Raw genomic sequence first — 23553 nt, forward strand, 5'->3', positions numbered from 1 at the left:
CAGGAGCAGGAGGCGCGGCATCTTGATGCCGCGGGAGGTGGAAATCGTCGACCCGCCCGCCATGGCGATCAGCACAAGCAGGGTCAGGGGCAGAACCGGTGCGGCCTGGGTCTGGAACCCGGCTGTGGTCACGGCGAACACCATGTCGAGCGCCCCGGAAAGCGCCTGCCCCGGGTGACCGCTCACCGCCAGATAGAGCGCCGCGCCGAGCCCGAGCACTAGGATGGCGCGCAACTCCCCGCTCCCCCGGCTGATGCGCCTGCGGGATGCGAGATCATACTGCACCGCCATGTTCCAGGCGCCAGACAGGCAGATCAAAGCCAAGACGCACTGGGCCAGGGGCGACATCCACAAATCAAGCGCTTCGGACCGCGGCGTCAGGCCCGCAGTCGCAAGCCCCGACAAGGCCAGGCACAGGCTGTCATAGGGCGGCGTGCCCAGCAGCAGCAGCAGCATGAACCCTGTCAGCGTCAGGCCCATATAGATCGCGCCGAACCGACGCAGCGCCCGTCCGAAATTGGTGAAGAGATCGGCGTGCTCCACGGTCAGCAGATAGGTTCGTCGCAAGCCCACGCCGCGTCGGTCCAGCGCCGCAAAGACGGTCGCCGCCAGAACCAGACTTCCAAGACCGCCCAGCCAGGCCAGCACGCAGCGCCACAAGGTAATGGACACGCCAGCCGCTTCCGGGCTCAGCGTGATTGCGCCAGTGGTCGTCAGCGCCGAGAAGGCCTCGAACACGCCGCGAGGCAAGGAACCCGTCGCCGCGACAAGGGGCGGCGCCGCCAGCAGCGGCGACAGCAACCAGCCAAACAGGGCGAGACGCAGGGCCGCACTCGCTCCGGCCGGGCTGTGCACCTTGCGCGTCCCCGCCAGCGTGACCCCGCCCAGGAAAACCCCCAGCACCACCGTGACCGTGAAACCGCGTGCAATGTCGGCCCGACCTTCCAGCCCTGCGAACAGAATGAAAGGGGCGGCCGCCGCACTAATGAACAGAGCGCACCAGGCCAGGGCCCGAAAGAACCGGGGCGACCACTTCATGGGTCTAGAAGTACTCGAGACTGACGCGGAACAGCTGTTCGACCTTGGGCACCGAGGCCTTCAGCGCAAAGAAAATGACCCGGTCATTTTCCTGGATGACCACCGAATCGCCTCGGAAATAGACATGCTCCCCACGCACCATGGCGCAGATCGCGACGCCTTCTGGCGGTTCGAGCGTGCTCAGGTTCTGCCCCACAAGCGGGGATGTGGACAGCGTCACGCCCTCGAGCGCTTCAGCCATGCCGTCGCCCATGGTCTGCAGGCCGGTAATGCGACCCCGCCTGATATGCTGGAGAATTGTGGAGACCGTCACGGCCCGCGGGTCGATCATGACATCCACATCCAGCGCTTCCTGAACCGGATGGAAAGCCTGATTGTTCACAAGGCAGAGAGACCGCGCTGCGCCCTCTTTCTTGGCCATTACGCCGCTGAGCAGATTGACCTTGTCATCATTGGTCAGGCAGAGCGCCAGTTCAGCGTCCTCGACCCCGGCTTCACGCAGCACGTCCCGGTCCAGACCATCCCCGTGCAGAACCACGGTCCGCCGCAGGGCGTCCGCCGCATGCTCGGCCTGGGCCTTGTCGCTCTCAATCAGACGCACACGCACGCCGCCAACGCGTTCCAGAGCCTTGGCGACGTAAAGCCCGATATTGCCCGCGCCGATGATCACGACACGTCGGGCGCGCGGCGCCGAGCGGCCAAACACGTCCAGAGCCCGCTTCACATGACCCGCCGCCAAGCTGACATAGATATCATCTCCCGGCATGAGCGGATCATCGTCCTGGGGGATGAACAGGGTCTGGTCGCGCTGCACGCCCACAATGTCGAAACCGAGATCAGGGAACAACTCGGCCATCTGCGCACGGGTGCTCGCGGCGACCGGAGACTGCTCATCCACCCTCAGACCGAGCACCTGCACCCGACTATTGGCGAAGGGAGCGGTGGCAAAGGCGCCGGGCGTCTCCAGTCGCTGGAGGATCGAACGGCTCACTTCAAGCTCGGGCGAGATCGTCACATCGATGGGGAGCGCGCCTGAAGAGAAAAGATCTCCCCAGCGTTTGTCGAGATAGCTCTGGGCGCGGACCCGGGCGATGCGCGTGGGCGTATTGAAGAGCGAGTGGGCGACCTGACACGCGACCATGTTGGTCTCATCCGAATAGGTCACGGCCACAAGAAGGTCCGCGTCCCGGATCCCCGCTCGATCCAGAACGTCCGGATGGGAGCCATGCCCCACCACGCCGCGCACATCGAGATCGGTGGTCACCTTGTCGATGAGCTCGCGCGACCAGTCCACGACCGTCACCGCGTTGCCTTCAGAGGCGAGCTCCCGGGCGATGCCGTAACCCACACGCCCTGCCCCGCACACAACAGCTTTCATAGGATGATTTCAGCCGGGCCTAGCCGGCGTCCTCTGTATCGATGTCATCGCCCTTGCGGTTCAGGCTGCCGACGCCAAGGGTTTTGAGTTTCCGGTGAAGCGCGGAACGCTCCATGCCGATAAAATTGGCCGTACGCGAGATATTGCCCCCGAACCGGTTGATCTGGGCCTTGAGATATTCCCGTTCGAAATTCTCACGCGCATCCCGCAAGGGCAAGGCGATCATGCGCTCTGCATCCAGCCCGGTCTCGGTGCTGGCCGAACGCCCTGCGACTTCGGACGGCAGCGAGTCCAGGGTCACCGGCTCATCCGGAGATCCGGTCGCCAGGATCAGCAGGCGCTCAACATTATTGCGCAGCTGTCGGACATTGCCCGGCCAGTCATGCGCCTGAAGCGCCGCCATGGCGTCATCTCCGATCCGTCGCATGGGCAGACCGGACATGGCGGTCAGGCGCTCGAGGAAGTGATTGACGAGCAGCGGGATATCCTCGCGCCGCTGAGAGAGCGACGGAACGTCCAGCGGAACGACCGCGAGACGGTGATAGAGATCCTCGCGGAACAATCCCTGAGAGATCATGCCCTGCAGGTCCCGGGCTGTGGAGGACAGGACGCGGACATTCACCTGCACATCCTGAGCGCCGCCAATCCGACGAAACCGTTGCTCGACCAGCATGCGCAGGAGCTTGGCCTGGGTCGCCACGGGCATGTCGCCCACTTCATCTAGGAAAAGCGTCCCGCCATGGGCCTGTTCGAGCAGCCCCACCCGGTCCACGCCGCTCTCGGTCTCGGCGCCGAACAATTCGGCCTCGACGCGCTCTGGCGACATCATGGCGGCGGAGACCGGAACGAACGGTCCGTCTGACCGGCCGGACTGGGCATGGATGAGACGGGCGATCAGTTCCTTGCCGGATCCCGAAGGCCCGGAGATGAGGACACGGGAATTGGTCGGCGCCACCCGATCCACGGTCTGACGCAATTGAACCGCAGCGGCGGATTCTCCGATCAGATCGTTGTGGATTTCAGACTTGGCGCGCAACTCGGCATTCTCGCGACGCAAGCGGCTGGCTTCAAGCGCCCTCTCAACAGTCAGGAGCAACTTATCGGACTTAAACGGCTTTTCGATAAAGTCGTAAGCCCCTTTGCGGATCGCAGCAACCGCAGTTTCAATCGTGCCGTGCCCAGAAATCACCACGACCGGAAGGTCCGGCGCCACGCGCTTGATCTCGGTGAGAAGCTCAATTCCATCCAGTCGGCTGCCCTGAAGCCAGACATCCAGAACCGCCAAAGCGGGTTTGCGATGCCGCACCGCCTCGAGCGCCGTGTCTGAATCGCCCGCATAACGCGGCTCATAGCCTTCATCTTCAAGAAGTCCGCCGATGAGCTCCCGGATATCGGCTTCATCATCAACAATCAGGATGTCGAGCGACATTGCGTTCAAGCCTCCGCCTGCGCCGGATTGTCCGGCGCGTCCGTCTCGGGTTCAAGCAAGGGAAAGACCAACCGCACGACGGCGCCGCGCTCCAGATCGGGACGATCGTCGAGCTCCAGTCGACCGCCATGGTCTTCCATGATCCGCCGCACAATGGCGAGACCGAGACCCGTCCCCTTTGCGCGCGTGGTCATATAGGGTTCCGTCAGCCGGGCCCGGTCATGCACAGGCCAGCCCAGGCCGTTATCGTTGATCTCAATGATCGCCTGGCTGGAGTCCGCGCCCACGGAGACGGCGATCCGGCCGCCCGCCTTCGAGCCGTCCTCCTCCATGCGCGCCGAAACGCTTTCAGCGGCGTTCTTGAGCACATTGGCGAGCGCCTGTCCCACCAGTCGGGAATCGCACTCGATGGTGATCGGTCCGCCCTGAATGGTCAGCAGCACCTGCAGATCCGGCGACGCCACCCGCTGGGCGAACACGCAGGAATTGGCGATGTCCACAAGGTCGGAAACTTCCATCTTCGGCGCGGGCATGCGGGCAAAGGCCGAGAACTCGTCCACCATCCGGCCAATATCGCTGACCTGACGCACGATGGTGTCGACGCACTTGTCGAATGTCTCAAGGCCCTCTTCGTCGATCTGCTTGCGATAACGACGCTTCAAGCGCTCCGCCGAGAGCTGGATCGGCGTGAGCGGGTTCTTGATCTCGTGAGCAATGCGGCGCGCGACATCGCGCCAGGCGGCGCTGCGCTGGGCCGCGACCAGGCGGGAGACATCGTCAAAGGTGATCACCACGCCGCCATCGTCATCCTGGGCGGCCCGGACACTGAGATTGACCGTCGAGACGCCCTCTTCCGTGATATCCAGCTGACGCTCGGCGATCTCGTCCGGGCGACGGTGGACGGCGAGGAACACCTCGGCGAAGACAGGCAGGACCTGATCAATCATTTCTCCGACCAGGACCGAAGGCTCACGCCCCAGAAGCTGGGAGGCCGAGCGGTTCACCAGCGATATCCGGCCGTCCGGCTCGAGACCGATGACGCCGGCGCTGACCCCGGTCAGCACCGCCTCGATGAAGGCGCGACGGCGTTCGGATTCCGCGTTCGCCTCCAGCAGGGCGCTCCGCTGGCTTTCCAGCTGACGCGTCATCCGGTTGAAGGCGCGGCTCAGAGCCGCGATCTCGTCATTGTCGCGCGCCACCTGAACCCGGGCGCTCAATTCGCCACGACGCACCAGCTCGGCCGCCGCCACCAGACGACTGACCGGCGAAACCACCTGCGCGGCCGCGCTGAGCGCCAGCCAGACCGCGCCCAGGAAGACCAGAAGCGCAGCCAGCGCATAGACGAAGAAGAAGCTGATGCGCATCTGCTGCTCGCTGGCGACCGCATCCCGGAAGGAATGGGTGGCTTCCTGCGCAGCGACCAGAAGGGAGAAATCCACATAGACCAGCGAGTAGAGATAGGCGTCATCATACTCGGACATGCGCAGCAGAAGGCGGACATAATCCGGACCATCCTCTCGCAGGACAGGCGCGGAAACGCTGATATCGCCTTCATTGGCGATTTCCAGCATCTGCTGGGAAGGCGCGCTGAACGGCGGGGTGTCAGGCGCTTCCTCGCTTCGCGCCAGGATCGTCGCCTGGGAGTCGATGACATAGACGACCGGCAGGTTGCGCACGCGCGCCTGCGTGGTCAGATACTCATTGTAGCGGATCCTTTGGTCCTGCAGTGATTGCACGGCATCGGGATAGGACAGGTCCTGCCGCATGCCCCGCATGTGCGAACCCGTGCCCTGCAATGCGACCTGAGGCCATTCATTGCCCAGATCCGCCGTGGTCTCGACCAGGGTGTTGATCCGCTCGGCAAACCAGAATTCCACACCCCGATTGAGCACAAGCGCCTGAAATCCCGCCATGAGAACGGCCGGCACCACAGCCGCAACGGCGAACAGGGTGATGAAGCGCACCTGCAGTCGCGGGGTCGCGGAAGCGCCGTTCTTGGCGCCGCGCAACTGCTCCATGACCCGCAAATAGACGGCGATCGCCAGCACGCCGAGAAGCGCCGCGATCAGAGCCATGAGGGTGATGAATCCCCATCCCCCCGGCCCGAACCGGCCTTCATTGAAAACGGCGAGGAGGCCGAGCAGAACCACGCCCAGCGTCGCGATTGCGAAGCCAAGCAGGAACAGCGTCGATTGTCTCCAAGCTGGATTGCCCGCAAACCTCGGCAAGCTGCGCGTCTCCTCACATCCCCTCGGCGAACAGATTGGCCCAGATGTGACGGAAATTCAACGGGTGTGACTTCTAGGCCTCATGCGCGTCGGATTCCAGCGCCGCCAGGCGCCGTGTCAGCGTGTTTCTGTTTAGGCCCAACAGCTTGGCTGCGTCCTGCCTGACACCCTGAGTGGCGTCGAGGGCCGCGGCGAACAATCCGCGATCCACGGCCAATTGCGCCTTCTCGCTGATTTCGGTCTCTCCCTGCGCCAGACTCGCGCCGAAGAATCGCGCCGCCGCCTCCGTCAGGTCAGCGGCGGGATCACGTCCCGAGAATTCCTGGATCGCGGCTTCGATCTCGGCGACGCGCAAGGGCCCGCGCGCGCCTTGCATGCTGAGATGAAGCGCAACGCGTTTCATCCCCAGAACCTCATCCGCCCAGACTTGCGCATTGATGTATTGACGGACTTCTTCATCCATTTCGCGCGCCGGCGATTGTTCAGCCAGAAAATGCGCAAACAGAAGCGCCCGGTCTTCTCCACGTTCCCTGAGCGGGGGCAGCTGGACACGACCGATCGCCAGATGAGACAGCAAGGCTGGCCGCATGTGCCGGGCGATTTCAGGCGTGGCTGTGGCAAGGATCCTCGGTGAATCCCCCCTTGGATTCTCAAGGGCTTCCTGAACCCAGTCCTGAGTTTCATCATCCCAGGCGTCGGCGCGGCGAAGGACGAGCGCGCCCCCCGCCGCCGTTTCCAGCAAGCCCGCGCCCTCACGCCGCATGCGGGCCGGACCGGCTTCAATCACAGGGCCGACCACGCCTGTCTCGGAAACGAGCACACGGGCGCAATGCGCCCGACCGCTTCCCTCGGGTCCTGTAAACAGGACCGGAGAGGCCGTGCGCGCCAGTCGCCCCAGAGCGCGAAAAGCTTCCTGCATGGCGGGCGAGCGTCCGACAAGACCGCCGAAACCGGGAGCGGCGGATGACGGGAGGGACGGCCCCACATCCTCTAGCGAACGTTTAATAACCGCCACCATATCATTAAGATCAAATGGCTTTGGCAGATATTCGAAGACGCCTGCCTTGCCGGCCTCGATGGCGGTGCGCGCCGTGGTCTGGGCGCTCATGATGATCACCGGGATATCGGGGCGCACACGCGTGACCTCGTCCAGTCGATCCAGGAAACTCTCGCGGCCGAGCAGGACATCCGCCAGCAGCACATCCACTTCCCGTCGGACCAAGCGCTCTAGCGCTGCGTCAGTCGAGGCGGTCGCACGCACTTCAAATCCGGCCCGCGACAAGGCTTTTGCGATCACCAGCCGCAGGGATTCATCATCTTCAAGTATCAGGACCCGGTGGGCCATCAGCCGTCCTTACGCTCTATGGGCAGATAGAAGTGAAACACGGTCCGTCCTGGACGCGTATCAAACTCGACCCCGCCATTGAGAAGATCCGCCACCCGGCTGACAAGCGCGAGCCCCAGCCCTTCGCCTGCGGGCTTGCCTGTGACGAAAGGATTGAAAATCGCGTCTCGCAACGCATCGTCCACCCCCGGGCCGTCATCCTCGATTGCGATCTCGAGTCTGGCGTCCGGCGCGGGACCGCCAGGACGCGGCTGGCGATAGCGTGTGTAGACCTTGACGCGCCCGCCGCCCTGGCTGGCGGCCTCTCCGGCATTGATCAGAAGATTGAGCACAGCCTGGGACACCAGGTCCCGGTCAGCGCGCGCATCCGGCAGGGAGGGGTCAAAATATTCCAGCCAGACCACTTCAGGGGCCGCCGAGGCCCGGGCCGAACGCACCGCTTCACGCACGAGCGCGTGAAGATTGACGCGCCCCAGACGCGGCGGGCCGATATCGCCAACCCGACTCCAGCGTTCCGCAATGCGCCGCGCCCGATCAAGCTCGGTGATGATCAGCCCGGCCAGCTCCCGGCTCTCCTCATCCTCACCTTGCGCAATCAGCTGCGCCGCGCCCCGGGCGCCGGCCATAGGATTCTTGAGTTCGTGTGAGAGCAGCATGCCGAACCCGGCCGCAGCATTCGCCGCAATCTCACTGCGCGCCCCGCCGCCCGATTCCGGCCAGGGGCGCAAACAGACGCACACACCGCTCTCATCCGGAGACGCATCCACGGATATGCGCAGGGCGCGGTCCTCGACACCTACAGGCAGGTCATGCGCATAGACCGAACGGCTTTCCTCAAGCGCCCGGCGCGCCAGTTCCGACGCCGCCTGACCAACCGGGCCGGCCTCGTCCAGCCGCTTTCCCAGGAGACGTTTGCGTGATTGCCCGAACAGGGTTTCCGCCCGCAGGTTGGCGAAGATGATTTCACCGGCATCATCAAGAAGAATGAGCGCCACCGGCGCGGCTTCGGCCGCCCGCTCCGAGAATGACGTCGTCGTCCCGCTCACGCTGCGCTCTCTTGCGCACTGGAGGCGAACGCCATCAGCGCAGCCTCCGCTTCGAGCCGGTTCTGAGCACGGCACAGTCGCCCGCGCCATTCACGCGCCGCCTCCGGTTCAGGGATCGCCCAGTCCACGAAGCTGGCGAAGTGTTTGCGCATTGTGCGCACGCCCAGATGTTCGCCGTAGAGCGTTACACTGTCCGCCAAAGCCTGACAGAGGGCGTCCGCTCCCACCCTCAATGAGGGCTCCTTGAAGGCTGCGCCGTCACACAGCACATCCGCAATCGCTCCGGGCAGCCAGGGCCGCCCCTGAGACGCGCGCCCCACCATCACGCCGTCTGCGCCCGAAAGCCGCAAGGCCTCGCGCGCCTGCTGCGGGGTCTGGATATCGCCATTGACCACAAGCGGTATAGAAACGGCGTCCTTGACGCGCGCAACAGCCGACCAGTCGGCCTTGTCCTTGTAAAATTGCTGCCGCGTGCGTCCATGGACCGTGACCATCTGCACGCCGGCCGCTTCCGCGCGACGCGCCAGTTCCGGAGCATTCAGGCTGTCATGGTCCCACCCCAGTCTCATCTTCAGAGTCACCGGGACGGACACGGCTTTCACCGTGGCTTCAACAAGCGTCAGAGCATGATCAAGATCGCGCATCAGGGCCGAACCGCTCAACCCGCGCGTCACTTGCCGCGCCGGGCAGCCCATATTGATGTCGATGATGTCAGCGCCCGCTTCTTCGGCGAGACGGGCTCCCACATCCATCCAGTGCGCTTCACGCCCTGCAAGCTGAATCACATGAGGACCGCAATCTCCATCCGCCCGCATACGCCGGATGACGTCTTCCCGCCCCTGAGCCAGCGTTTCACAGGCCACCATCTCGCTCACAACCAGCCCCGCCCCAAACCGGTGGGCCTGCTTTCGGATGGGCCAGTCGGTCACGCCGGACATGGGCGCCAGCAGGACTGGACGCTTCACATGAATGGGTCCGATGTCAAAGCCGGACAGGAGGGTCTGAGCGCGCGTCATTCCTCTGAAATACCGTGTCTGCTGCTCCTCTTCCAGAGACCGAATGAATTAACGCCCGATCCGGGACACGGCTGGGTTAGCACCGGATCAAATTTCTCCCATAACGGGATTGACTCCAGGCCGATGCGTTCTCACGGTTGAATTCCGTATCCATTTGAAGGAGTAAAGTCATGCCATCCATTCGTTTCATGCTTGGCGCTGTCGCGCTCGGCGCATCCGCCCTGCTGGCGACGCCGGCCGCTCATGCCGACACCATCCCTGAAGATGCTGTGGTCCTCTCCTGCACCGAAGTGGCTGGCTTCTGGAGCGTCCGCATCTTTCATAACGGCATCATCTATGACGTCTTCAGCGATTACTGCCCGCTGAACCCCTGACCGGACTGTCTTGCTGGCTTGCGCCGGTTCGCCCGGACTGAACGCCAGCTAGACGGAATGGTCTGAATTGCCTATCGCTGCCATGGTGAAATCAAGGGAATAAGCGCCACGCCATGGCCTACACAGCATGCATTGTCGCCGCCGGTCGCGGAGAACGCGCTGGCGGCGGCGCGCCCAAGCAGTTCCGACAACTGGCTGGACATCCCATGCTCGGATGGAGCGTGAAGCGGTTCGCCGCCGACCCTGCCTGCGCGCAGATCATCATTGCGCATGCGCCAGGCCAGGCTGATCAGGTCCAGGCCTGTCTGGACGGCGTCAACGCTGAACTGGTCGAAGGCGGAGACACCCGGACAGGCTCCGTGCGCAACGCCCTGGCCCTCGCCCGCGCGAGCCGTGTGCTGATCCATGATGCGGCGCGCCCCATGCTCTCTCAGGCCGTCATCGACCGTCTGATCGAAGTGCTCGACACCCATCACGGCGCGGCGCCGGCCCTGCCCGTCACAGACGCGCTCGTGCGATCAGACGATAGCGGCGTGCAGGCGGTGAGCCGGGATCTGCTCTACCGGATGCAGACGCCGCAGGCTTTCAGAACACAAAGCCTGCGTGAGGCTTTCACCCGCGCCCAATCCGATTATCCTGACGAGGTCTCGCTGGCGCGAGCCTTTGGTCTGGACGTCGCTCTGACACAGGGCGAGGAAGCGAATTTCAAGGTGACCTACCCGGAGGATTTCAAACGCGCCGAACAGTCTCTCGCTCAGGCTGCGCCAGGGGGCGCGCCATCGGTCTCGGTCACCGGTTCAGGGTATGACGTGCACCGGATGACGGCGGGAGACGGGGTCCATCTGTGCGGCGTCTTCATCGACTGCCCCTATCGCCTGATCGGTCACTCCGACGCGGATGCGGGGCTGCATGCGGTAACGGACGCACTGCTGGGCGCGGCGGGTCTGGGCGATATCGGCGATCACTTTCCGCCTTCAGACGACCAATGGAAGGGCGCGGATTCGGCCATATTCCTCGCCCACGCCGTGAAAATCGCCGCCCAGGCAGGCGTACGACCCGTGCATGTGGATGTGACGCTGATTTGCGAACGCCCCAAGATCGGGCCTCACAAGGCAGCCATGAAGGCTCGCGTCGCCGAGATCATGGGTCTTGATCCCAAACGGGTGAACATCAAGGCGACCACCACCGAGAAGCTGGGTTTTACGGGCCGCGGCGAAGGTCTCGCGGCGGAAGCCGTGGTGACAGGGCTCGCGTCATGAGCCCGGCCAACAGTTATGCAAAGCAAGTGATCGAGCTGGCGCGAACCCGCGGCGTGAAGATCGCCACGGCGGAATCATGCACGGGCGGACTAATCGCCGGCGCACTGACCGACATTGCAGGGTCTTCAGCCGTCGTCGATCGCGGCTTCGTCACCTATTCAAACAGCGCCAAGATGGAGATGCTCGAGGTCTCGCCAGAGACATTGCAGGCCCATGGCGCTGTGTCCTCGCAAACGGCTCAGCAAATGGCGGAAGGCGCGCTCGCGCACAGTCAGGCCAGCCTCACGGTCTCGGTGACGGGCATTGCAGGCCCTGGCGGCGGGAGCGCAGACAAACCTGTTGGCCTTGTCTGGTTCGGCCTTGCCCAGGCGGGAAAACCGACGCGGACCCTCAGCCGCAAATTCGGAGATGTGGGGCGGGACCGGGTGCGCGCCCTCACCGTAGAGCAGGCGCTCAGGCTGTTGATCGACGCCCTAGGCTGACGCCCCTGACGGTTCCGGCAGGGCGGCCAATGCCGGCCCCAGATCAAACTCCTGTGCGCCCACCTGCTGATAGCGGTTGGCGGCTTCATCCTCAAAGGCGCTGATCAGATACCGGATCGCCCGGCTGCGATTGCCATCGAGCAACATCTGAAGGACGGGGTTCTTGAAGCCGTAGCGGATCCAGAAATCCACCAGCGTCGAGCCGTCTTCCAGCTCATGAAAGCGCCAGTGATTGGCCAGATCATGAAACGGACCGGTCAGATAGGTCACGTCGATCGTACGCGCGGACTTGTCCAGCGTCACACGCGTGGTGAAGCCCTCGCGCACGAACTTGAAGCGTATCCGAGCCTCGGCGACGAGCTCTCCGACACCGTCCCTGACGTCATCCTGCGTGATGCGCATGGCGGTGATCGGCTTGATGAAATCAGGATAGCGGCGGACATCGCTCACCAGCTCGAAGAGATCATCGGGCCGGTAGCGCAAGCGCATCCGTTCGACGTGTTCGGCGCTCATGGAACTCTCTAGACGGATTTGCCCGACGCCAGCGCGGCTTCACGCGCGGCGCGCATGCGCTCGAAATCATCTCCGGCGTGATAGCTGGAGCGGGTGAGCGGGCTGGCGGAAACCATCAAGAACCCCTTGGCGCGGGCGATGGTCTCATAGCTCTTGAACTCTTCCGGCGTGACGTAACGGTCGACAGCCGCGTGCTTGCGGGTCGGCTGCAGATACTGGCCAATGGTCAGAAAATCGATGCCGGCGGACCGCATATCGTCCATCACCTGCATCACTTCTTCCTTGGTCTCTCCAAGGCCGACCATGATGCCCGACTTGGTGAACTGGCTGGGGTCGCGCTCCTTCACCCGTTCCAGAAGGCGCAGCGAATGGTAATAACGCGCTCCCGGACGGATGCTCAGATAGAGCCGCGGCACGGTTTCCAGATTGTGATTGAACACGTCCGGTTTGGCGTCAATCACCACTTCCGCCGCACCCGGCTTGCGCAGGAAGTCCGGCGTCAGGATCTCGATCGTCGTGCCCGGCGCGGCCTCACGGATCGCCCGGATCACCTGGGCGAAATGTTCGGCGCCGCCATCTGACAGGTCGTCACGGTCGACCGAGGTGATCACGACGTGCTTGAGACCCATCGTGGCGGTGGCTTCCGCCACCCGGCGCGGTTCATCAGCATCCAGCGCGTCGGGCAGACCCGTCTTCACATTGCAGAAGCTGCAGGCGCGGGTGCAGGTCTCGCCCATGATCATGAAGGTCGCGTGCTTTTGCGACCAGCACTCACCGATATTGGGGCATCCCGCCTCTTCGCACACCGTGACGAGGTTGTTCTCCTTGACCACATTGCGGGTCTCGGAGAACACGCCGCCGGCGGGCGCCTTGACGCGAATCCAGTCCGGCTTTCGCAGAACGGGCGTATCCGGGCGCTTTTGCTTTTCCGGATGGCGCGCGGCGCGAGCGTCGAGCGCGGCGGAGCGGGATGTAATCAGATTGACCATAGGCCCCAAATAAGCCCCCCCGCCCCCTGCATCAAGCGTCGTGACAGCACATCCGGGGTTATAGTTAGACAGATTGCTAATTATTCGCTTGCCATCATTTCGACGATTAGCTAATCGTCTATTCATGAGCACGATATTCAAAGCCCTTTCAGACCCGACTCGTCGGCGCGTCCTGGAGCTCTTGCGAGAGCGGCCCATGACCGCGGGCGACCTCGCGGCCGAGTTCGACGTCTCCAAGCCGACCATGTCGGCGCACTTTGCTGTGCTCAAGGAGGCCGATCTGGTCGAAGCCACAAAATCGGGAAAGACCATCACCTATCGCATCAAGCTCAGCGTGCTTGAGGACGCGCTTCTGGGTTTCGCGAAAGCCTTCGGACTGGGCGCAGGCCCGACCGCGACTGACAAGGAGGAGCCTAAATGAGCGATGCTCCCGCTAAGAACACCTTGATGTTTCCCCTCATGATCGTGATCGCCGTTCTGGCGCTCGCCCTGATCATGATTGTCCGTGAACCCGGCCTCGCCTGGATGTTCGGGCTGGCGGCGATCTTCCTGCCAGGCTGCTGGATCCTGATCGAGAAGCTCCGGTTTGCATATCCGCTGAGCGAAAAGGGGCTTGAGGAACGCGCCCTGATCCGTCGTTCCATCGGCCTTGCGGCCCTGATGATCGCCGTCGCTCTCGGCATGACCGTCATCTACACCTCGGGCCTTGCGTGGGTCACCGATCAGTTCGAGCAACGCTCGACCGGGATCGTGTTCGCCATGCTCTTGATCGTCGTGGGCAATATCATGCCCAAGACTCCCGTCCCGCTCTCCGATGATCCGAGTGCGAGCACCCAGCGTCAGGCGCAGATGCGCACCACCGGCGTCTTCATGGTGGTCTCGGGCCTTCTGTACGGGCTTGTCTGGGTGTTCGCGCCACTCGACCTCGCCAAGCCGCTCTCGCTGGGCGCCCTGTTTCTCGGCGTCGCTCTCATGATGCTGCGCATGGTGCTTCTCGCCCGGCCCCGCGCCTGATCCGGGGGCGCAAGCCCCCCATTCTTCTTCCCTAAGGACAAACCGGATTCTGAACGGCGCGAGTCGCCGAACGGGAAAGCCGTGTCCAGAATCCGACATAGAGGACAATCCCGACATGCCCCCAAGACCTTCAACTCCCTTCACGATCCTGGCCGGAGGATTTCTGATCCTTCTCGTCACCTGCCTCGCCTCCGCCCAGACGCCTGACGATCGGTTGGGACCCTGGCGCGCGACCCTGGAGACTCCCGGCGGCGATTTGCGCCTGCAGGTAACGGTCTCCCTGAACGAGAACGGCGAGCAAACCGCGGTTCTGGAAAGCCTGGACCAGGCCCCCGGTCAGGATATCCCGGTCAGCACGGTCACCCTTGATGCGGACCGCTTCAGCTTCTCCATCCAGCAGATCGGCGCGCGGTTTGATGGCGAATGGAATGCGCAGACTCAAAGCTATGACGGCGTCTTCAGCCAGGGCATGCAGATCCCGACCCGCTTTGCGCGCCCTGCTCAATCACAGGCCGTTTTCATGCCTGAGCTGGATGGAATGTGGGAGGGCCATCTTGATCGCGACGATACCCGGCTCGAGTTCACGCTCGAGGTTCAAACCGGGGAGGCCGGCACGCAACTCGCACTGAACTCCATCACCCAGGGCGTCTATGGCATCCCCGTCACCGGTCTCGCCCGGACAGGATCGTTCATCGAGTTCACGATCCCGGCCGCGAATGTCACCTACACCTTTGAACGGGATGCCGACACGCTCAACGGGCAATGGCGTCGCCCGGGCTTTGAGGATGTTGATGTATCCTTTGTACGCATCGCCAGCGAGATAACCGGGCCGAACCGCCCGCAAACCCCGCTGCCCCCCTTTCCCTATACAGAACTCGATGTGCGCATCGACAACCCCGATGCGGAGGGGGTGACGCTGGCCGGCACGCTGACCGTGCCCCAGGGCGAAGGTCCGTTTCCCGGCGTGGTGCTGATCTCGGGGTCTGGCCCGCAAGACCGCAATGAAACCGTCTGGACGCATCAGCCCTTTGCTGTGCTCGCCGACTACCTGACCCGTGAGGGCATAGCCGTGCTGCGCTATGACGATCGCGGCTTTGAGCAATCCTCAGGGGATTTCGCCAGCGCCACCTCCTATGACTTCGCCTCGGACGCTGAAGCTGTCGCCGCCTTCATGCGTGAGCAGGCCGATATCCGTTCTGTGGGCCTGATCGGCCATAGCGAGGGCGGACTGATCGCACCTGTTGTCGCGGTCGAGGATCCGGCAACCGCCTTTATCGTGCTTCTGGCGGGTCCGGGCACGCCGGGCCATCAGTTCGTGGTCGATCAGATGGTCGCCAACAATGTCGCCATGGATGTGGATCCGTCCGTGATCGCGGCCCGGACGCAGGTCCTGCAGAGCGTGACCGACGCCGTCAGGAACGCCGCTTCGGCAGAGCAGGCCCGGACGGCGCTCGAAGGCCTGCTGACGGATGACCGGCTGGCGACCCTCGAAATCACCGCCGATCAGAAGGCAATGTTCATTCAGCAGCAAACCCGGGACTGGTATCGTGCCCTTCTGGAGCACGATCCGGCGCACTGGCTGTCACAGATGGATCAACCGGTTCTGGCCCTGCAAGGCACGCTCGATCTTCAGATCGTCGCCGAGCCCAATGTGTCCGGCCTTGAGGCGGCTCTGGGCGATCACGACGATGCCCGGATCGTCGTTCTGGAAGGACGCAATCACCTCTTCCAGAAGGCCGGCACGGGCCTGATCGCGGAATACGCCCAGATCGAGGAGACCATGGACCCTGAGGCCATGGCGATCATCGCGGACTGGATCAACGCCCGCTTCGGCGCGGAACGCTAGAAGCGCGCCCGGCCCGGCGCACGGTTGTCCGGTCCCTGGGTCAGGGACTGGACATCCTCGCCCAGACGAACATTCGTCAGATTGGACTGGCTGGGCAGGAAATCGACCAGCAAGCGATTGTCGATGATCACCGAACTGCCCGGTTCAGGCGCTTCAGCCACAAAATAGAAGAAGGTGAACTCACCATCGGGCTCGGCGCCGACAAAGCGCAGCGGCAAGGGCCCCTCGCCTTCAACCCGCATGGAGAACCGCGCCGCCGCATACGCGCCCAGGCGCAGCAGGCCCTGACGGGTTTCATACAATTCGGTGTCGTCGATGGCGTTGAAATCGATCGCCGGATAGAGGTCGTGCATGAAAAGCCGATGCACGACTTCCAGCTCGCCCGTGACGTCATTGACCGATATGTCCGTCAGTCCGGCGTGAAGCCTGTGGGCGTAAGCGGAACCGGCCGCTGCGCAGAGCGCAACGGCCAGAACCAGAAGGCGGAGGACGCCGCGACCCATTACTGGTCCCGTGTCCGGATGCTGTCGCGCTCGACACGCAGATCCATGTCATCCATCAGCGAGGAAGACCGCGAGGTGTCGCGATAGACCTCAAGACGGCTCGGCTGTATTTGCGCCGGATAGTAATTGTCCGTGCGATCCGCATCGGCCGTTTCCAGATGCGGATCGAGCTCCACGGACACGACCTGTTTGTCGCTGATATAGCGCCAGATCGCGGAATCCGGATTGAAGCGCCAGATTTCCGCCGGGATCCGGACTTCGTCCGTGCTGCCGTCCGCGAAGGTGAATTCGAGGATCACCGGCATCACGACGCCGCCCTGGTTCTCCAGGTTCACGAAGTAGACATAGCCGTCATAATCCAGCGCATCAGCTTCATGCTGGGGCAGATCGCCATTGCGCAGCTCTTCATAGGCTTCGCGCTGACGGTTGGTGATCACATGAGGGTCATTGGCCGAGTAGAAATCCTGAACCTCGGGATTCTCGGCTTCATAGAAAGCAAGGCCCTCATCGATATTGTTCTGCAGCGTGGTCGAGTTGGCGCCATCCGCCTCCCGCTGACGATCCAGCGGATTCTCGATTTCCGGGTTCTCGGTGTTCACCGTGCCTTCGGTCACCGAGGTGATGGCGATATCCACATGGTCGGTGGAATAGAACCAGCCGCGCCAGAACCAGTCGAGATCCACGCCCGAGCTTTCCTCCATGGTGCGGAAGAAGTCATACGGCGTCGGACGCTTGAAGCGCCAGCGCTGGGCGTATTCGCGGAAAGCGCGATCAAAGAGCTCGCGGCCCAGAACCGTCTCGCGCAGCACCACAAGGGCGGTCGCCGGCTTGCCATAGGCATTGTTGCCGAATTGCGGGATGGAATCAGACTGAGTCATGATCGGCACCTGGTTGGTGGAGACCATGTAGTTGGCGATCAGGTCCGGATCACCGCGGCGCACCGGATAGTCCTCGGACCAGCGGCGCTCGGCCTGGAATTGCAGGAAGGTGTTCAGGCCCTCATCCATCCAGGTCCATTGGCGCTCGTCGGAGTTCACCGTCATCGGGAAATAGATGTGGCCGATCTCATGGATGATCACGCCGATCAGGCCGAACTTGGCGCGGCGAGAATAGGTCAGCTCGCCATCGTCCCCGATCACCGGACGGCCATAGCTCGCGCCGTTGAAGGTGATCATCGGGTATTCCATCCCGCCTTGCGGACCGGAAATCGACTGTGCCGTCGGATACGGATAGGGGAAGGAGAATTCGTTGTAGACGTCGATCGTGTGCTCGATGGCGCGGGTCGAATAGGTCGACCACAGCGGCTCCGCCTCATTGGGGTAGAAGCTCATCGCCATGACGCGATCCGGGGCCTGACCAGCGCCATCCTGCTCAACGCCCACGGCGTCCCAGATGAATTTGCGCGACGTCGCCCAGGCAAAATCACGCACATTCTCGGCATGGAATTCCCAGGTCGCTGTGGAGCGGGTGCCCCGGCGTTCATTGGCGCGCGCCTCGTCCGGCGTGATGATGAAGACCGGCTCTTCCGCGGTCGCGGCCTCTTCGAGGCGCTCGCGCTGGGCTTCGGTCAGCACCTCCTCGGGATTCTGCAGTTCACCCGTCGAGGCGACCACGAAATCCTGCGGCACGGTGATGGAGACGTCATAGTCGCCGAACTCGAGCGTGAATTCGCCACGCCCCAGGAAGGCCTTGTTATGCCAGCCTTCGTAATCGGTGAAAGCGGCTGCACGCGGGAACCACTGCGCCATCTGATAGATGCAGTCGCCGCCCTCGCCGTCCTCGTCAAAGCATTCCCAGCCGGAGCGGCCGCCAATCACCGCGGTCTCGATCAGCACATGATCCCAGTTGATGGTGAAGGTGACCGAATCACCGGTCTCCAGCGTTTCCGGCAGGTCGATCCGCATCAGCGTGTCGACGATCGTGTAATCCAGCGCCGTACCGTCTTCGAGCGTGACAGACTGAACGTTGAAGCCCAGACCGTCTTCCTCAAGTCGGCGTGCGCGATGCAGCGTGCTCGCCGAAACGCCGTCCACAGAGGCTGCAGCCCCGGTCCGCGCATTGGCGCGAGAGGCGCCGCCCACGGTTTCCGTCATCACCGCGATGGAATCCGGACGGAAGCGATTCTGGTCCATCAGGAACCAGAGGTAATCGAGCGTGTCCGGCGCATTGTTGGTGTAGGTCACCGTGGCCGAACCGGTCAGCACCTTGGAGTTTTCGTCGAACGCGACGTCGATGTCGTAATCGACCTGTTGCTGCCAGTAATCCGGACCCGGCGCGCCCGTGGCGCGACGTTCACGATTGGGCGTCGGCCAATCTTCATCCTCCAGCTGGCGGAAGGCGTCGCGCCAGTTGTTGGTGGTTTGACGGATAGGATCAGCAAAGCTGGGCGCACTGATCACCAGTGCGACGCCAGCCGCCAGGGCGACTTTGATCAAGGACATGAGCGCTCCCCCGATTGAAGCATGTCTGCGGCTCTATGACCGCTTACGAACAAAAAATCCCGGCCAACCTACAAGGTCGACCGGGATCGTAACAGGGTAACGCTGTACTTATTTCATTACACTGCGTCCATGTTCTGGGCCGGTTTCGTGCGCGAGAACAGGGCGATAGTCCAGGCGCCCAGACCGATGCAGAACACGATGGTGCTGATCAGCCAACCCAGCAGCGGGATCACGGACAGAAGACCGATCACCAGCAGAGCCGCGAGCATGGAGCCGGCCCGCAGTCCGAAGCGCGCTGGTTCGCCGGAACGGTTCATCACCAGATCCCCGATCACGATGCCGCCAAAGACATAGGACAGGAACAGCACGATCGGCAGGGCGAAGATCAGCAGGAAAGCAAGCGGAATGCCGATCACGGTCGCCAGCAACAAGACGAAGAGCGTCAGCGTCAGCACCGGCAGAACCGCCAGAACCACGAGGCCCAGAAGGCCCGACAGCCAGGGCTGGCGACGGAAGGCGCTCGCAATGCCCGCAACGCCTTTCGGGCTGGCCAGGGACACCAGAAGACCCAGCAGGAACGCGCTGGCGGTGAACACGCCGCCAAAAGCCCAGGGCGACGGAGCGAACCCGAAATCGTCGATGCCGATATTCACATTGGGATGATCGAAGTCGGAATCCTCGTCAAAGTCGTATTGCTGATAATCCAGATCGCCGACTTGCGCGCCTTCAGCCACGGACGGCGGCTTGGGCGACCGGATCGTCACCGGACCGGTGAGCACGGCGCCGCTCTCGATCACCACGTCGCGGGCGCGGATATCGACCGGGCCCTCGATGGTTCCGGAGATCACCACGTCACGGGCATGAATCTCCGCGCCCTGCTCCAGACGGCCTTCCATGTAGAGCTCGCGCGCACCGATCTCGGTCCGGCCTGAGACGATGGCGTCCGGCGTGATGATCACTGTCGCGCCCGCCAGCGCCGCGTCGCCGGCGACCGTACCGCTCAGCGTCAGGTCGGCGCCCGCCGCATCCAGATCATTGAAGATGTCTGCGCCGATGCGGATGTCCGCGCCAGCAATCCCGACCTCGCCGTCAATGGCGCCGTCAATCTCGATATCAGCCGCAACGATCTGGACCTCGCCTTCCACGGTGAGGTTCATGCGCACATCCGCCGCAAACACCGTCAGATCTCCGCCGACCCGGCCTTCGCCCACCACATCGGCGGCAAGCACCAGAACATCATCGTTCTCATCCAGCGACAGATTGAGATCGCCGCCGATATACTGACCGGCCTGGGCCGCGCCACTGGCCGCGCCGCAGAGCAGACCTGCCACCAGCAGCGACCCCATGTATTTTTTCAGAGACTTGAGCATCAAACCTCTCCTTTACGAGTTGCGTTCGCAACGCTGGCCATTACGGGCCGTGAAACGGATGTCGTGCGCCTGTGCGCCATTGAGCAGTTCGGGGGGCGAGTCAGCCATCACATCAAGCTGGCCATCGACCTGACCGCGGATGACGACACGACGCGCGCAGATGAATCCGCCGACCGAGTCGCTGTTGAGTTCGACCAGGCCATCCCGGGAGGACAACCGGCCACGGCCCGGATCCACATTCAGGATCATCGGCGCCTGCAATGCGCCATTGATCCGCGCCGTCCGGGCGCTGAGATCAAGCGGGCCGGAGACCACGCCCTCAAGCTCGAAATCGGCCGCATTGGCGATCAATGATCCCTGGATGCGGGCATGACGATCAATTTCCAGATCGGCGGCGGAAATCTCGATATCCGCAAAGTCTCCGGACAAGACCGCATCCGCCACCTGGGCGCCCAGATGACCGCTCACGCGACCGTCAAAATGCAGGTCGGCGGCGCGGATCTGCATGTTCTCGCCAGCACTGCCGCGCCAGCTCACATCCGAGGCCGTCAGACTGACCGGTCCATCCACATCACCGGAAAAGGCAATGTCTGCGGCGGTGACGGACAGCGCTCCGGCATGCAGCTCGCGCGCTACGAACTCGGCGGCGCTGACCCGCAGCCGACCGGCGACCTCGCCGGACACGCGCACATCTGCGCCCGTCAGACGGAAATCGCCCTCTTCGTTCAGAACCGCAGTGAAATCCCCGCCCTGCAGGCTCTGTTGGCCGCTGGTGGCGTAGGCAGGCGTCCTGACCGTAACGTCGATGCAGCCGGTCAGCGCCAGGACGCTGGCGACCGCAGTGGTGAGAAGGAGACGTGTCATTTCGGGTTCCCCGATATTTCTTATATGACCAACCTTATCGAAACTCGATATCATATCGAAACTCGATAAGGAAGCGGAATTTTTCGAAAAACGATAAATTTTTTGATCAAGGCGCTCAAAACTTAAGCCCATAAAGAAAAAGGCGGCCCGCTTCGCGGACCGCCCCTCACCGTCAGTTCGTTGGAGTAATCAGTATTCGCGGCAGCGTTCGCCGTCGCGCGGCGTGTACTCGATCATCTCCGGCGACAGCCCCGAAGGCAGGTCGGGCCGGGCATCAGCGCGCACGCGCAGGACATCGCCCAGAGTGGCGCCCCTCTCTATGATCACTTCGTGAGCGCAGACATCACCACCTGCAGCCAGATGCCCGTCAATCACCAGACGTGAGCGATCCGAACGCTCCCGCCCCAGAAAGTTTCGGTCCCGACCGGCGCCGGCGAAATAGACCGGCGCGGCATGGTCTCCCTCCAGGGTCATGGCGCCGGCATTGGCGCGCAGGGTCTGGGCATATCGCCCCTCAAGACGGGCATTGCCGGCATTCACTTCAACCGGCCCCAGATAGACGCCGCTCAGGTGAGCCGATCCGGCGTTGATCTCGCTGGCGCCCGTGACCTGACCGTCGATTTCCACGCTGGCGCCGTTCGCTTCCAGATCACCGCCAATGTCAGCGCGGACATCCACGGAGGCTCCGTTCATCTCAACCCAGCCGCCGACCCGGCCTTCGAGGGTGATGGCGGCGCCATTCATTTCGACATTGCCGTCCGTATCGACGGACCGGCGCCCCGCCAGACCATCGAATGTGGTGGTCGGTCCATCAGACGCCTGCACGCATCCCGTCAGCATCATCACGCTCAAAACAGCGCCCAAACCCGTCCGCATCATCATGTGTCTCCCATATCCGTCGCCGCCCGAAAGGGCGGTCTCACACCCTAGATGCCGCCGGATACGGTTTCGGATGCAAGGTGCGCAGTCCTAGCTGTTCAAGACGCGTCCATACGCATCCAGCACGCTTTCCTTCATCATTTCACTCAGGGTCGGATGCGGGAAGACGGTGTGCATCAGCTCTTCCTCGGTGGTCTCAAGCCCCATCGCCACCACAAACCCCTGAATCAGCTCGGTCACTTCCGCGCCCACCATGTGCGCCCCCAGAAGCTCGCCGGTCTTCTTGTCAAAGATGGTTTTGACCAGACCTGTATCCTCGCCCAGCGCAATGGCCTTGCCATTGGCGGCGAAGTTGTAGCGCCCGACGCGGATGTCATAGCCCGCCTCCTTGGCCCGGGCTTCGGTCAGGCCCACCGAGGCGACTTGCGGATTGCAATAGGTGCAGCCCGGAATGTGATTCCTGTTCATCGGGTGGACGCCTTCCACGCCGGCGATCTTCTCCACGCAGATCACGCCTTCATGCTCGGCCTTGTGCGCCAGCATGGGCGGACCGGCCACATCGCCGATCGCATACAGGCCGTCCACATTGGTGCGTCCATAGCCGTCGATCACCACACAGCCCCGATCGGTCTTCACGCCGAGATCCTCAAGGCCCAGATTTTCTATATTGCCCTGAACGCCCACCGCCGAGATCAGGCGATCCGCCTTGATCGTTTCGGTTTTGCCGTCCTTGGTCTCCACATGGGCGGTGACAGCGTCCTTGTGCTTGTCGACCTTGGAGATCTTGGCGCCGGTGATGATCTTCAGCCCACGCTTTTCGAGCGCCTTGCGAGCGATCTTGGAAACCTCCGCATCCTCGACCGGCATGATCTGGTCCATCAGCTCGACCACGGTCACATCCACGCCCATGGAGAGATAAAAGCTCGCGAACTCGATGCCGATCGCGCCCGAGCCCATCACCACGAGGGATTCGGGCAAGGACTTGGGCTTCATGGCCTCAAAATAGGTCCAGATCAGCTCGCCATCGGGCTCGATCCCCGGCAAGGCCCGCGGACGCGCGCCCGTGGCCAAGATGATATGCTTGGCGGAATACGTCCCCTCGCCCAGCGTGTTCTTGGGCGCGGGATGCTGAGGCTCCACGGCGGGCCTGGAGGGTTTCGACACCTTGATCTCGCCCGGCTTGGTCAGCTTCGCCTCGCCCCAGATGACGCTGATCTTGTTCTTCTTCATCAGCATGCCGACGCCGCCGTTGAGACGCGCAGACACCTTGCGGGATCGGTCCACGACCGCATCCACATCCGGCTTCATCTGCCCGTCGAGCACCAGGCCATAGGCTTTGGCGTGGTTGGCGTGATCGAGGATTTCCGCCGAACGCAAAAGCGCCTTGGTCGGAATACAGCCCCAGTTCAGGCAGATGCCCCCGAGATGCTCGCGCTCGACAATAGCGGTCTTGAGCCCCAGCTGCGCGGCCCGGATCGCGGCCACATAGCCGCCCGGACCCGAGCCGATCACGATGACATCAAAGCTGTTTTCCGACAT

21 protein-coding genes are annotated in these 23553 nt (G+C 63.0%); 6 read left to right on the forward strand and 15 right to left on the reverse strand.

The window, feature by feature from the left end:
- From B2Z70_RS05870 to dusB, 7 genes are all read right to left on the reverse strand, one after another.
- Positions 1 to 1038 (reverse strand): potassium transporter TrkG (locus tag B2Z70_RS05870; protein ID WP_292981970.1); only part of this gene is annotated, 1038 nt, incomplete at its 3' end.
- A 4-nt stretch (positions 1039 to 1042) separates the two neighbouring features.
- On the reverse strand, positions 1043 to 2416 hold the full coding sequence (gene trkA / locus B2Z70_RS05875; RefSeq protein WP_009800896.1) for a Trk system potassium transporter TrkA: 1374 nt from the start codon (positions 2414 to 2416) through the stop codon (positions 1043 to 1045).
- 19 nt (positions 2417 to 2435) lie between these two features.
- Entirely contained in the window at positions 2436 to 3845 is a 1410-nt protein-coding gene (gene ntrX, locus B2Z70_RS05880) for a nitrogen assimilation response regulator NtrX (protein ID WP_292981971.1), read from the reverse strand.
- Between the two features lie 5 nt (positions 3846 to 3850).
- The gene (locus B2Z70_RS05885) at positions 3851 to 6073 is read right to left on the reverse strand and encodes a sensor histidine kinase (protein ID WP_292981972.1); all 2223 of its coding nucleotides are present in this window, start codon (positions 6071 to 6073) and stop codon (positions 3851 to 3853) included.
- 73 nt (positions 6074 to 6146) lie between these two features.
- Positions 6147 to 7418, reverse strand: a complete 1272-nt coding sequence (locus B2Z70_RS05890; protein ID WP_292981973.1) for a response regulator — start codon at positions 7416 to 7418, stop codon at positions 6147 to 6149.
- Positions 7418 to 8464, reverse strand: coding sequence for a two-component system sensor histidine kinase NtrB (locus B2Z70_RS05895; RefSeq protein ID WP_292981974.1), 1047 nt, complete (start codon positions 8462 to 8464; stop codon positions 7418 to 7420). Before B2Z70_RS05895 ends, B2Z70_RS05890 begins: the two co-directional genes overlap by 1 nt.
- Entirely contained in the window at positions 8461 to 9480 is a 1020-nt protein-coding gene (gene dusB, locus B2Z70_RS05900; RefSeq protein WP_292981975.1) for a tRNA dihydrouridine synthase DusB, read from the reverse strand. The genes B2Z70_RS05895 and dusB overlap by 4 nt, the downstream gene beginning before the upstream one ends.
- A 170-nt stretch (positions 9481 to 9650) precedes the next feature.
- On the opposite strand from dusB, the gene B2Z70_RS05905 reads away from it, so the two are divergent.
- From B2Z70_RS05905 to B2Z70_RS05915, 3 genes are all read left to right on the forward strand, one after another.
- Positions 9651 to 9854 (forward strand): hypothetical protein, encoded by a 204-nt coding sequence (locus B2Z70_RS05905; protein ID WP_009800902.1) that lies wholly within the window; start codon positions 9651 to 9653, stop codon positions 9852 to 9854.
- Positions 9855 to 9967: 113 nt separating this feature from the next.
- A complete protein-coding gene (locus tag B2Z70_RS05910) occupies positions 9968 to 11113 on the forward strand; it encodes a bifunctional 2-C-methyl-D-erythritol 4-phosphate cytidylyltransferase/2-C-methyl-D-erythritol 2,4-cyclodiphosphate synthase (RefSeq protein WP_292981976.1) in 1146 nt (381 codons plus the stop codon).
- Positions 11110 to 11595 (forward strand): CinA family protein, encoded by a 486-nt coding sequence (locus B2Z70_RS05915; RefSeq protein ID WP_292981977.1) that lies wholly within the window; start codon positions 11110 to 11112, stop codon positions 11593 to 11595. The genes B2Z70_RS05910 and B2Z70_RS05915 overlap by 4 nt, the downstream gene beginning before the upstream one ends.
- Here B2Z70_RS05915 and B2Z70_RS05920 read toward each other — a convergent pair.
- Positions 11587 to 12108 carry a type II toxin-antitoxin system RatA family toxin gene (locus B2Z70_RS05920; protein WP_292981978.1) on the reverse strand — a complete coding sequence of 174 codons (522 nt, stop codon included), beginning with the start codon at positions 12106 to 12108 and terminating at the stop codon, positions 11587 to 11589. The two genes, B2Z70_RS05915 and B2Z70_RS05920, sit on opposite strands and share 9 nt — an antisense overlap.
- Positions 12109 to 12116: 8 nt before the next feature.
- Complete coding sequence (gene lipA / locus B2Z70_RS05925; RefSeq protein ID WP_292981979.1) at positions 12117 to 13097, reverse strand: lipoyl synthase; 981 nt, start codon at positions 13095 to 13097, stop codon at positions 12117 to 12119.
- Positions 13098 to 13221: 124 nt separating this feature from the next.
- On the opposite strand from lipA, the gene B2Z70_RS05930 reads away from it, so the two are divergent.
- From B2Z70_RS05930 to B2Z70_RS05940, 3 genes are all read left to right on the forward strand, one after another.
- Positions 13222 to 13518: an autorepressor SdpR family transcription factor gene (locus B2Z70_RS05930; protein WP_040612384.1), complete on the forward strand. Its 297-nt coding sequence runs from the start codon at positions 13222 to 13224 to the stop codon at positions 13516 to 13518.
- On the forward strand, positions 13515 to 14111 hold the full coding sequence (locus B2Z70_RS05935) for a hypothetical protein (RefSeq protein ID WP_292981980.1): 597 nt from the start codon (positions 13515 to 13517) through the stop codon (positions 14109 to 14111). Before B2Z70_RS05930 ends, B2Z70_RS05935 begins: the two co-directional genes overlap by 4 nt.
- 115 nt (positions 14112 to 14226) lie before the next feature.
- Positions 14227 to 15957, forward strand: a complete 1731-nt coding sequence (locus B2Z70_RS05940; RefSeq protein ID WP_292981981.1) for an alpha/beta hydrolase family protein — start codon at positions 14227 to 14229, stop codon at positions 15955 to 15957.
- On the opposite strand, the gene B2Z70_RS05945 is transcribed toward B2Z70_RS05940, so the two are convergent.
- From B2Z70_RS05945 to lpdA, 6 genes are all read right to left on the reverse strand, one after another.
- The gene (locus tag B2Z70_RS05945) at positions 15954 to 16460 is read right to left on the reverse strand and encodes a DUF6702 family protein (RefSeq protein ID WP_292981982.1); all 507 of its coding nucleotides are present in this window, start codon (positions 16458 to 16460) and stop codon (positions 15954 to 15956) included. The genes B2Z70_RS05940 and B2Z70_RS05945 overlap by 4 nt on opposite strands.
- The gene (locus B2Z70_RS05950) at positions 16460 to 18901 is read right to left on the reverse strand and encodes a M1 family metallopeptidase (RefSeq protein ID WP_009800912.1); all 2442 of its coding nucleotides are present in this window, start codon (positions 18899 to 18901) and stop codon (positions 16460 to 16462) included. Before B2Z70_RS05950 ends, B2Z70_RS05945 begins: the two co-directional genes overlap by 1 nt.
- Before the next feature lie 116 nt (positions 18902 to 19017).
- Entirely contained in the window at positions 19018 to 20271 is a 1254-nt protein-coding gene (locus B2Z70_RS05955; RefSeq protein WP_009800913.1) for a polymer-forming cytoskeletal protein, read from the reverse strand.
- 12 nt (positions 20272 to 20283) lie between these two features.
- A complete protein-coding gene (locus tag B2Z70_RS05960) occupies positions 20284 to 21135 on the reverse strand; it encodes a hypothetical protein (RefSeq protein WP_009800914.1) in 852 nt (283 codons plus the stop codon).
- A gap of 189 nt (positions 21136 to 21324) precedes the next feature.
- Positions 21325 to 22017, reverse strand: a complete 693-nt coding sequence (locus B2Z70_RS05965; RefSeq protein ID WP_292981983.1) for a hypothetical protein — start codon at positions 22015 to 22017, stop codon at positions 21325 to 21327.
- 87 nt (positions 22018 to 22104) lie between these two features.
- The gene (gene lpdA / locus B2Z70_RS05970; RefSeq protein ID WP_292981984.1) at positions 22105 to 23553 is read right to left on the reverse strand and encodes a dihydrolipoyl dehydrogenase; all 1449 of its coding nucleotides are present in this window, start codon (positions 23551 to 23553) and stop codon (positions 22105 to 22107) included.

This window comes from Oceanicaulis sp. UBA6590, from assembly GCF_002433705.1.
In the GTDB taxonomy this organism is placed as follows: Bacteria; Pseudomonadota; Alphaproteobacteria; order Caulobacterales; family Maricaulaceae; genus Oceanicaulis.

Bases quoted from the DNA above. Each gene is read 5' to 3' on its own strand.
- lpdA (WP_292981984.1), bottom strand. From the start codon at position 23,553: ATGTCGGAAAACAGCTTTGATGTCATCGTGATCGGCTCGGGTCCGGGC.
- B2Z70_RS05935 (WP_292981980.1), top strand. From the start codon at position 13,515: ATGAGCGATGCTCCCGCTAAGAACACCTTGATGTTTCCCCTCATGATC.
- B2Z70_RS05930 (WP_040612384.1), top strand. From the start codon at position 13,222: ATGAGCACGATATTCAAAGCCCTTTCAGACCCGACTCGTCGGCGCGTC.
- trkA (WP_009800896.1), bottom strand. From the start codon at position 2,416: ATGAAAGCTGTTGTGTGCGGGGCAGGGCGTGTGGGTTACGGCATCGCC.
- B2Z70_RS05915 (WP_292981977.1), top strand. From the start codon at position 11,110: ATGAGCCCGGCCAACAGTTATGCAAAGCAAGTGATCGAGCTGGCGCGA.
- B2Z70_RS05955 (WP_009800913.1), bottom strand. From the start codon at position 20,271: ATGCTCAAGTCTCTGAAAAAATACATGGGGTCGCTGCTGGTGGCAGGT.
- B2Z70_RS05910 (WP_292981976.1), top strand. From the start codon at position 9,968: ATGGCCTACACAGCATGCATTGTCGCCGCCGGTCGCGGAGAACGCGCT.
- B2Z70_RS05965 (WP_292981983.1), bottom strand. From the start codon at position 22,017: ATGATGATGCGGACGGGTTTGGGCGCTGTTTTGAGCGTGATGATGCTG.
- B2Z70_RS05945 (WP_292981982.1), bottom strand. From the start codon at position 16,460: ATGGGTCGCGGCGTCCTCCGCCTTCTGGTTCTGGCCGTTGCGCTCTGC.
- ntrX (WP_292981971.1), bottom strand. From the start codon at position 3,845: ATGTCGCTCGACATCCTGATTGTTGATGATGAAGCCGATATCCGGGAG.
- lipA (WP_292981979.1), bottom strand. From the start codon at position 13,097: ATGGTCAATCTGATTACATCCCGCTCCGCCGCGCTCGACGCTCGCGCC.
- B2Z70_RS05920 (WP_292981978.1), bottom strand. From the start codon at position 12,108: ATGAGCGCCGAACACGTCGAACGGATGCGCTTGCGCTACCGGCCCGAT.
- dusB (WP_292981975.1), bottom strand. From the start codon at position 9,480: ATGACGCGCGCTCAGACCCTCCTGTCCGGCTTTGACATCGGACCCATT.
- B2Z70_RS05890 (WP_292981973.1), bottom strand. From the start codon at position 7,418: ATGGCCCACCGGGTCCTGATACTTGAAGATGATGAATCCCTGCGGCTG.
- B2Z70_RS05950 (WP_009800912.1), bottom strand. From the start codon at position 18,901: ATGTCCTTGATCAAAGTCGCCCTGGCGGCTGGCGTCGCACTGGTGATC.
- B2Z70_RS05940 (WP_292981981.1), top strand. From the start codon at position 14,227: ATGCCCCCAAGACCTTCAACTCCCTTCACGATCCTGGCCGGAGGATTT.
- B2Z70_RS05905 (WP_009800902.1), top strand. From the start codon at position 9,651: ATGCCATCCATTCGTTTCATGCTTGGCGCTGTCGCGCTCGGCGCATCC.
- B2Z70_RS05960 (WP_009800914.1), bottom strand. From the start codon at position 21,135: ATGACACGTCTCCTTCTCACCACTGCGGTCGCCAGCGTCCTGGCGCTG.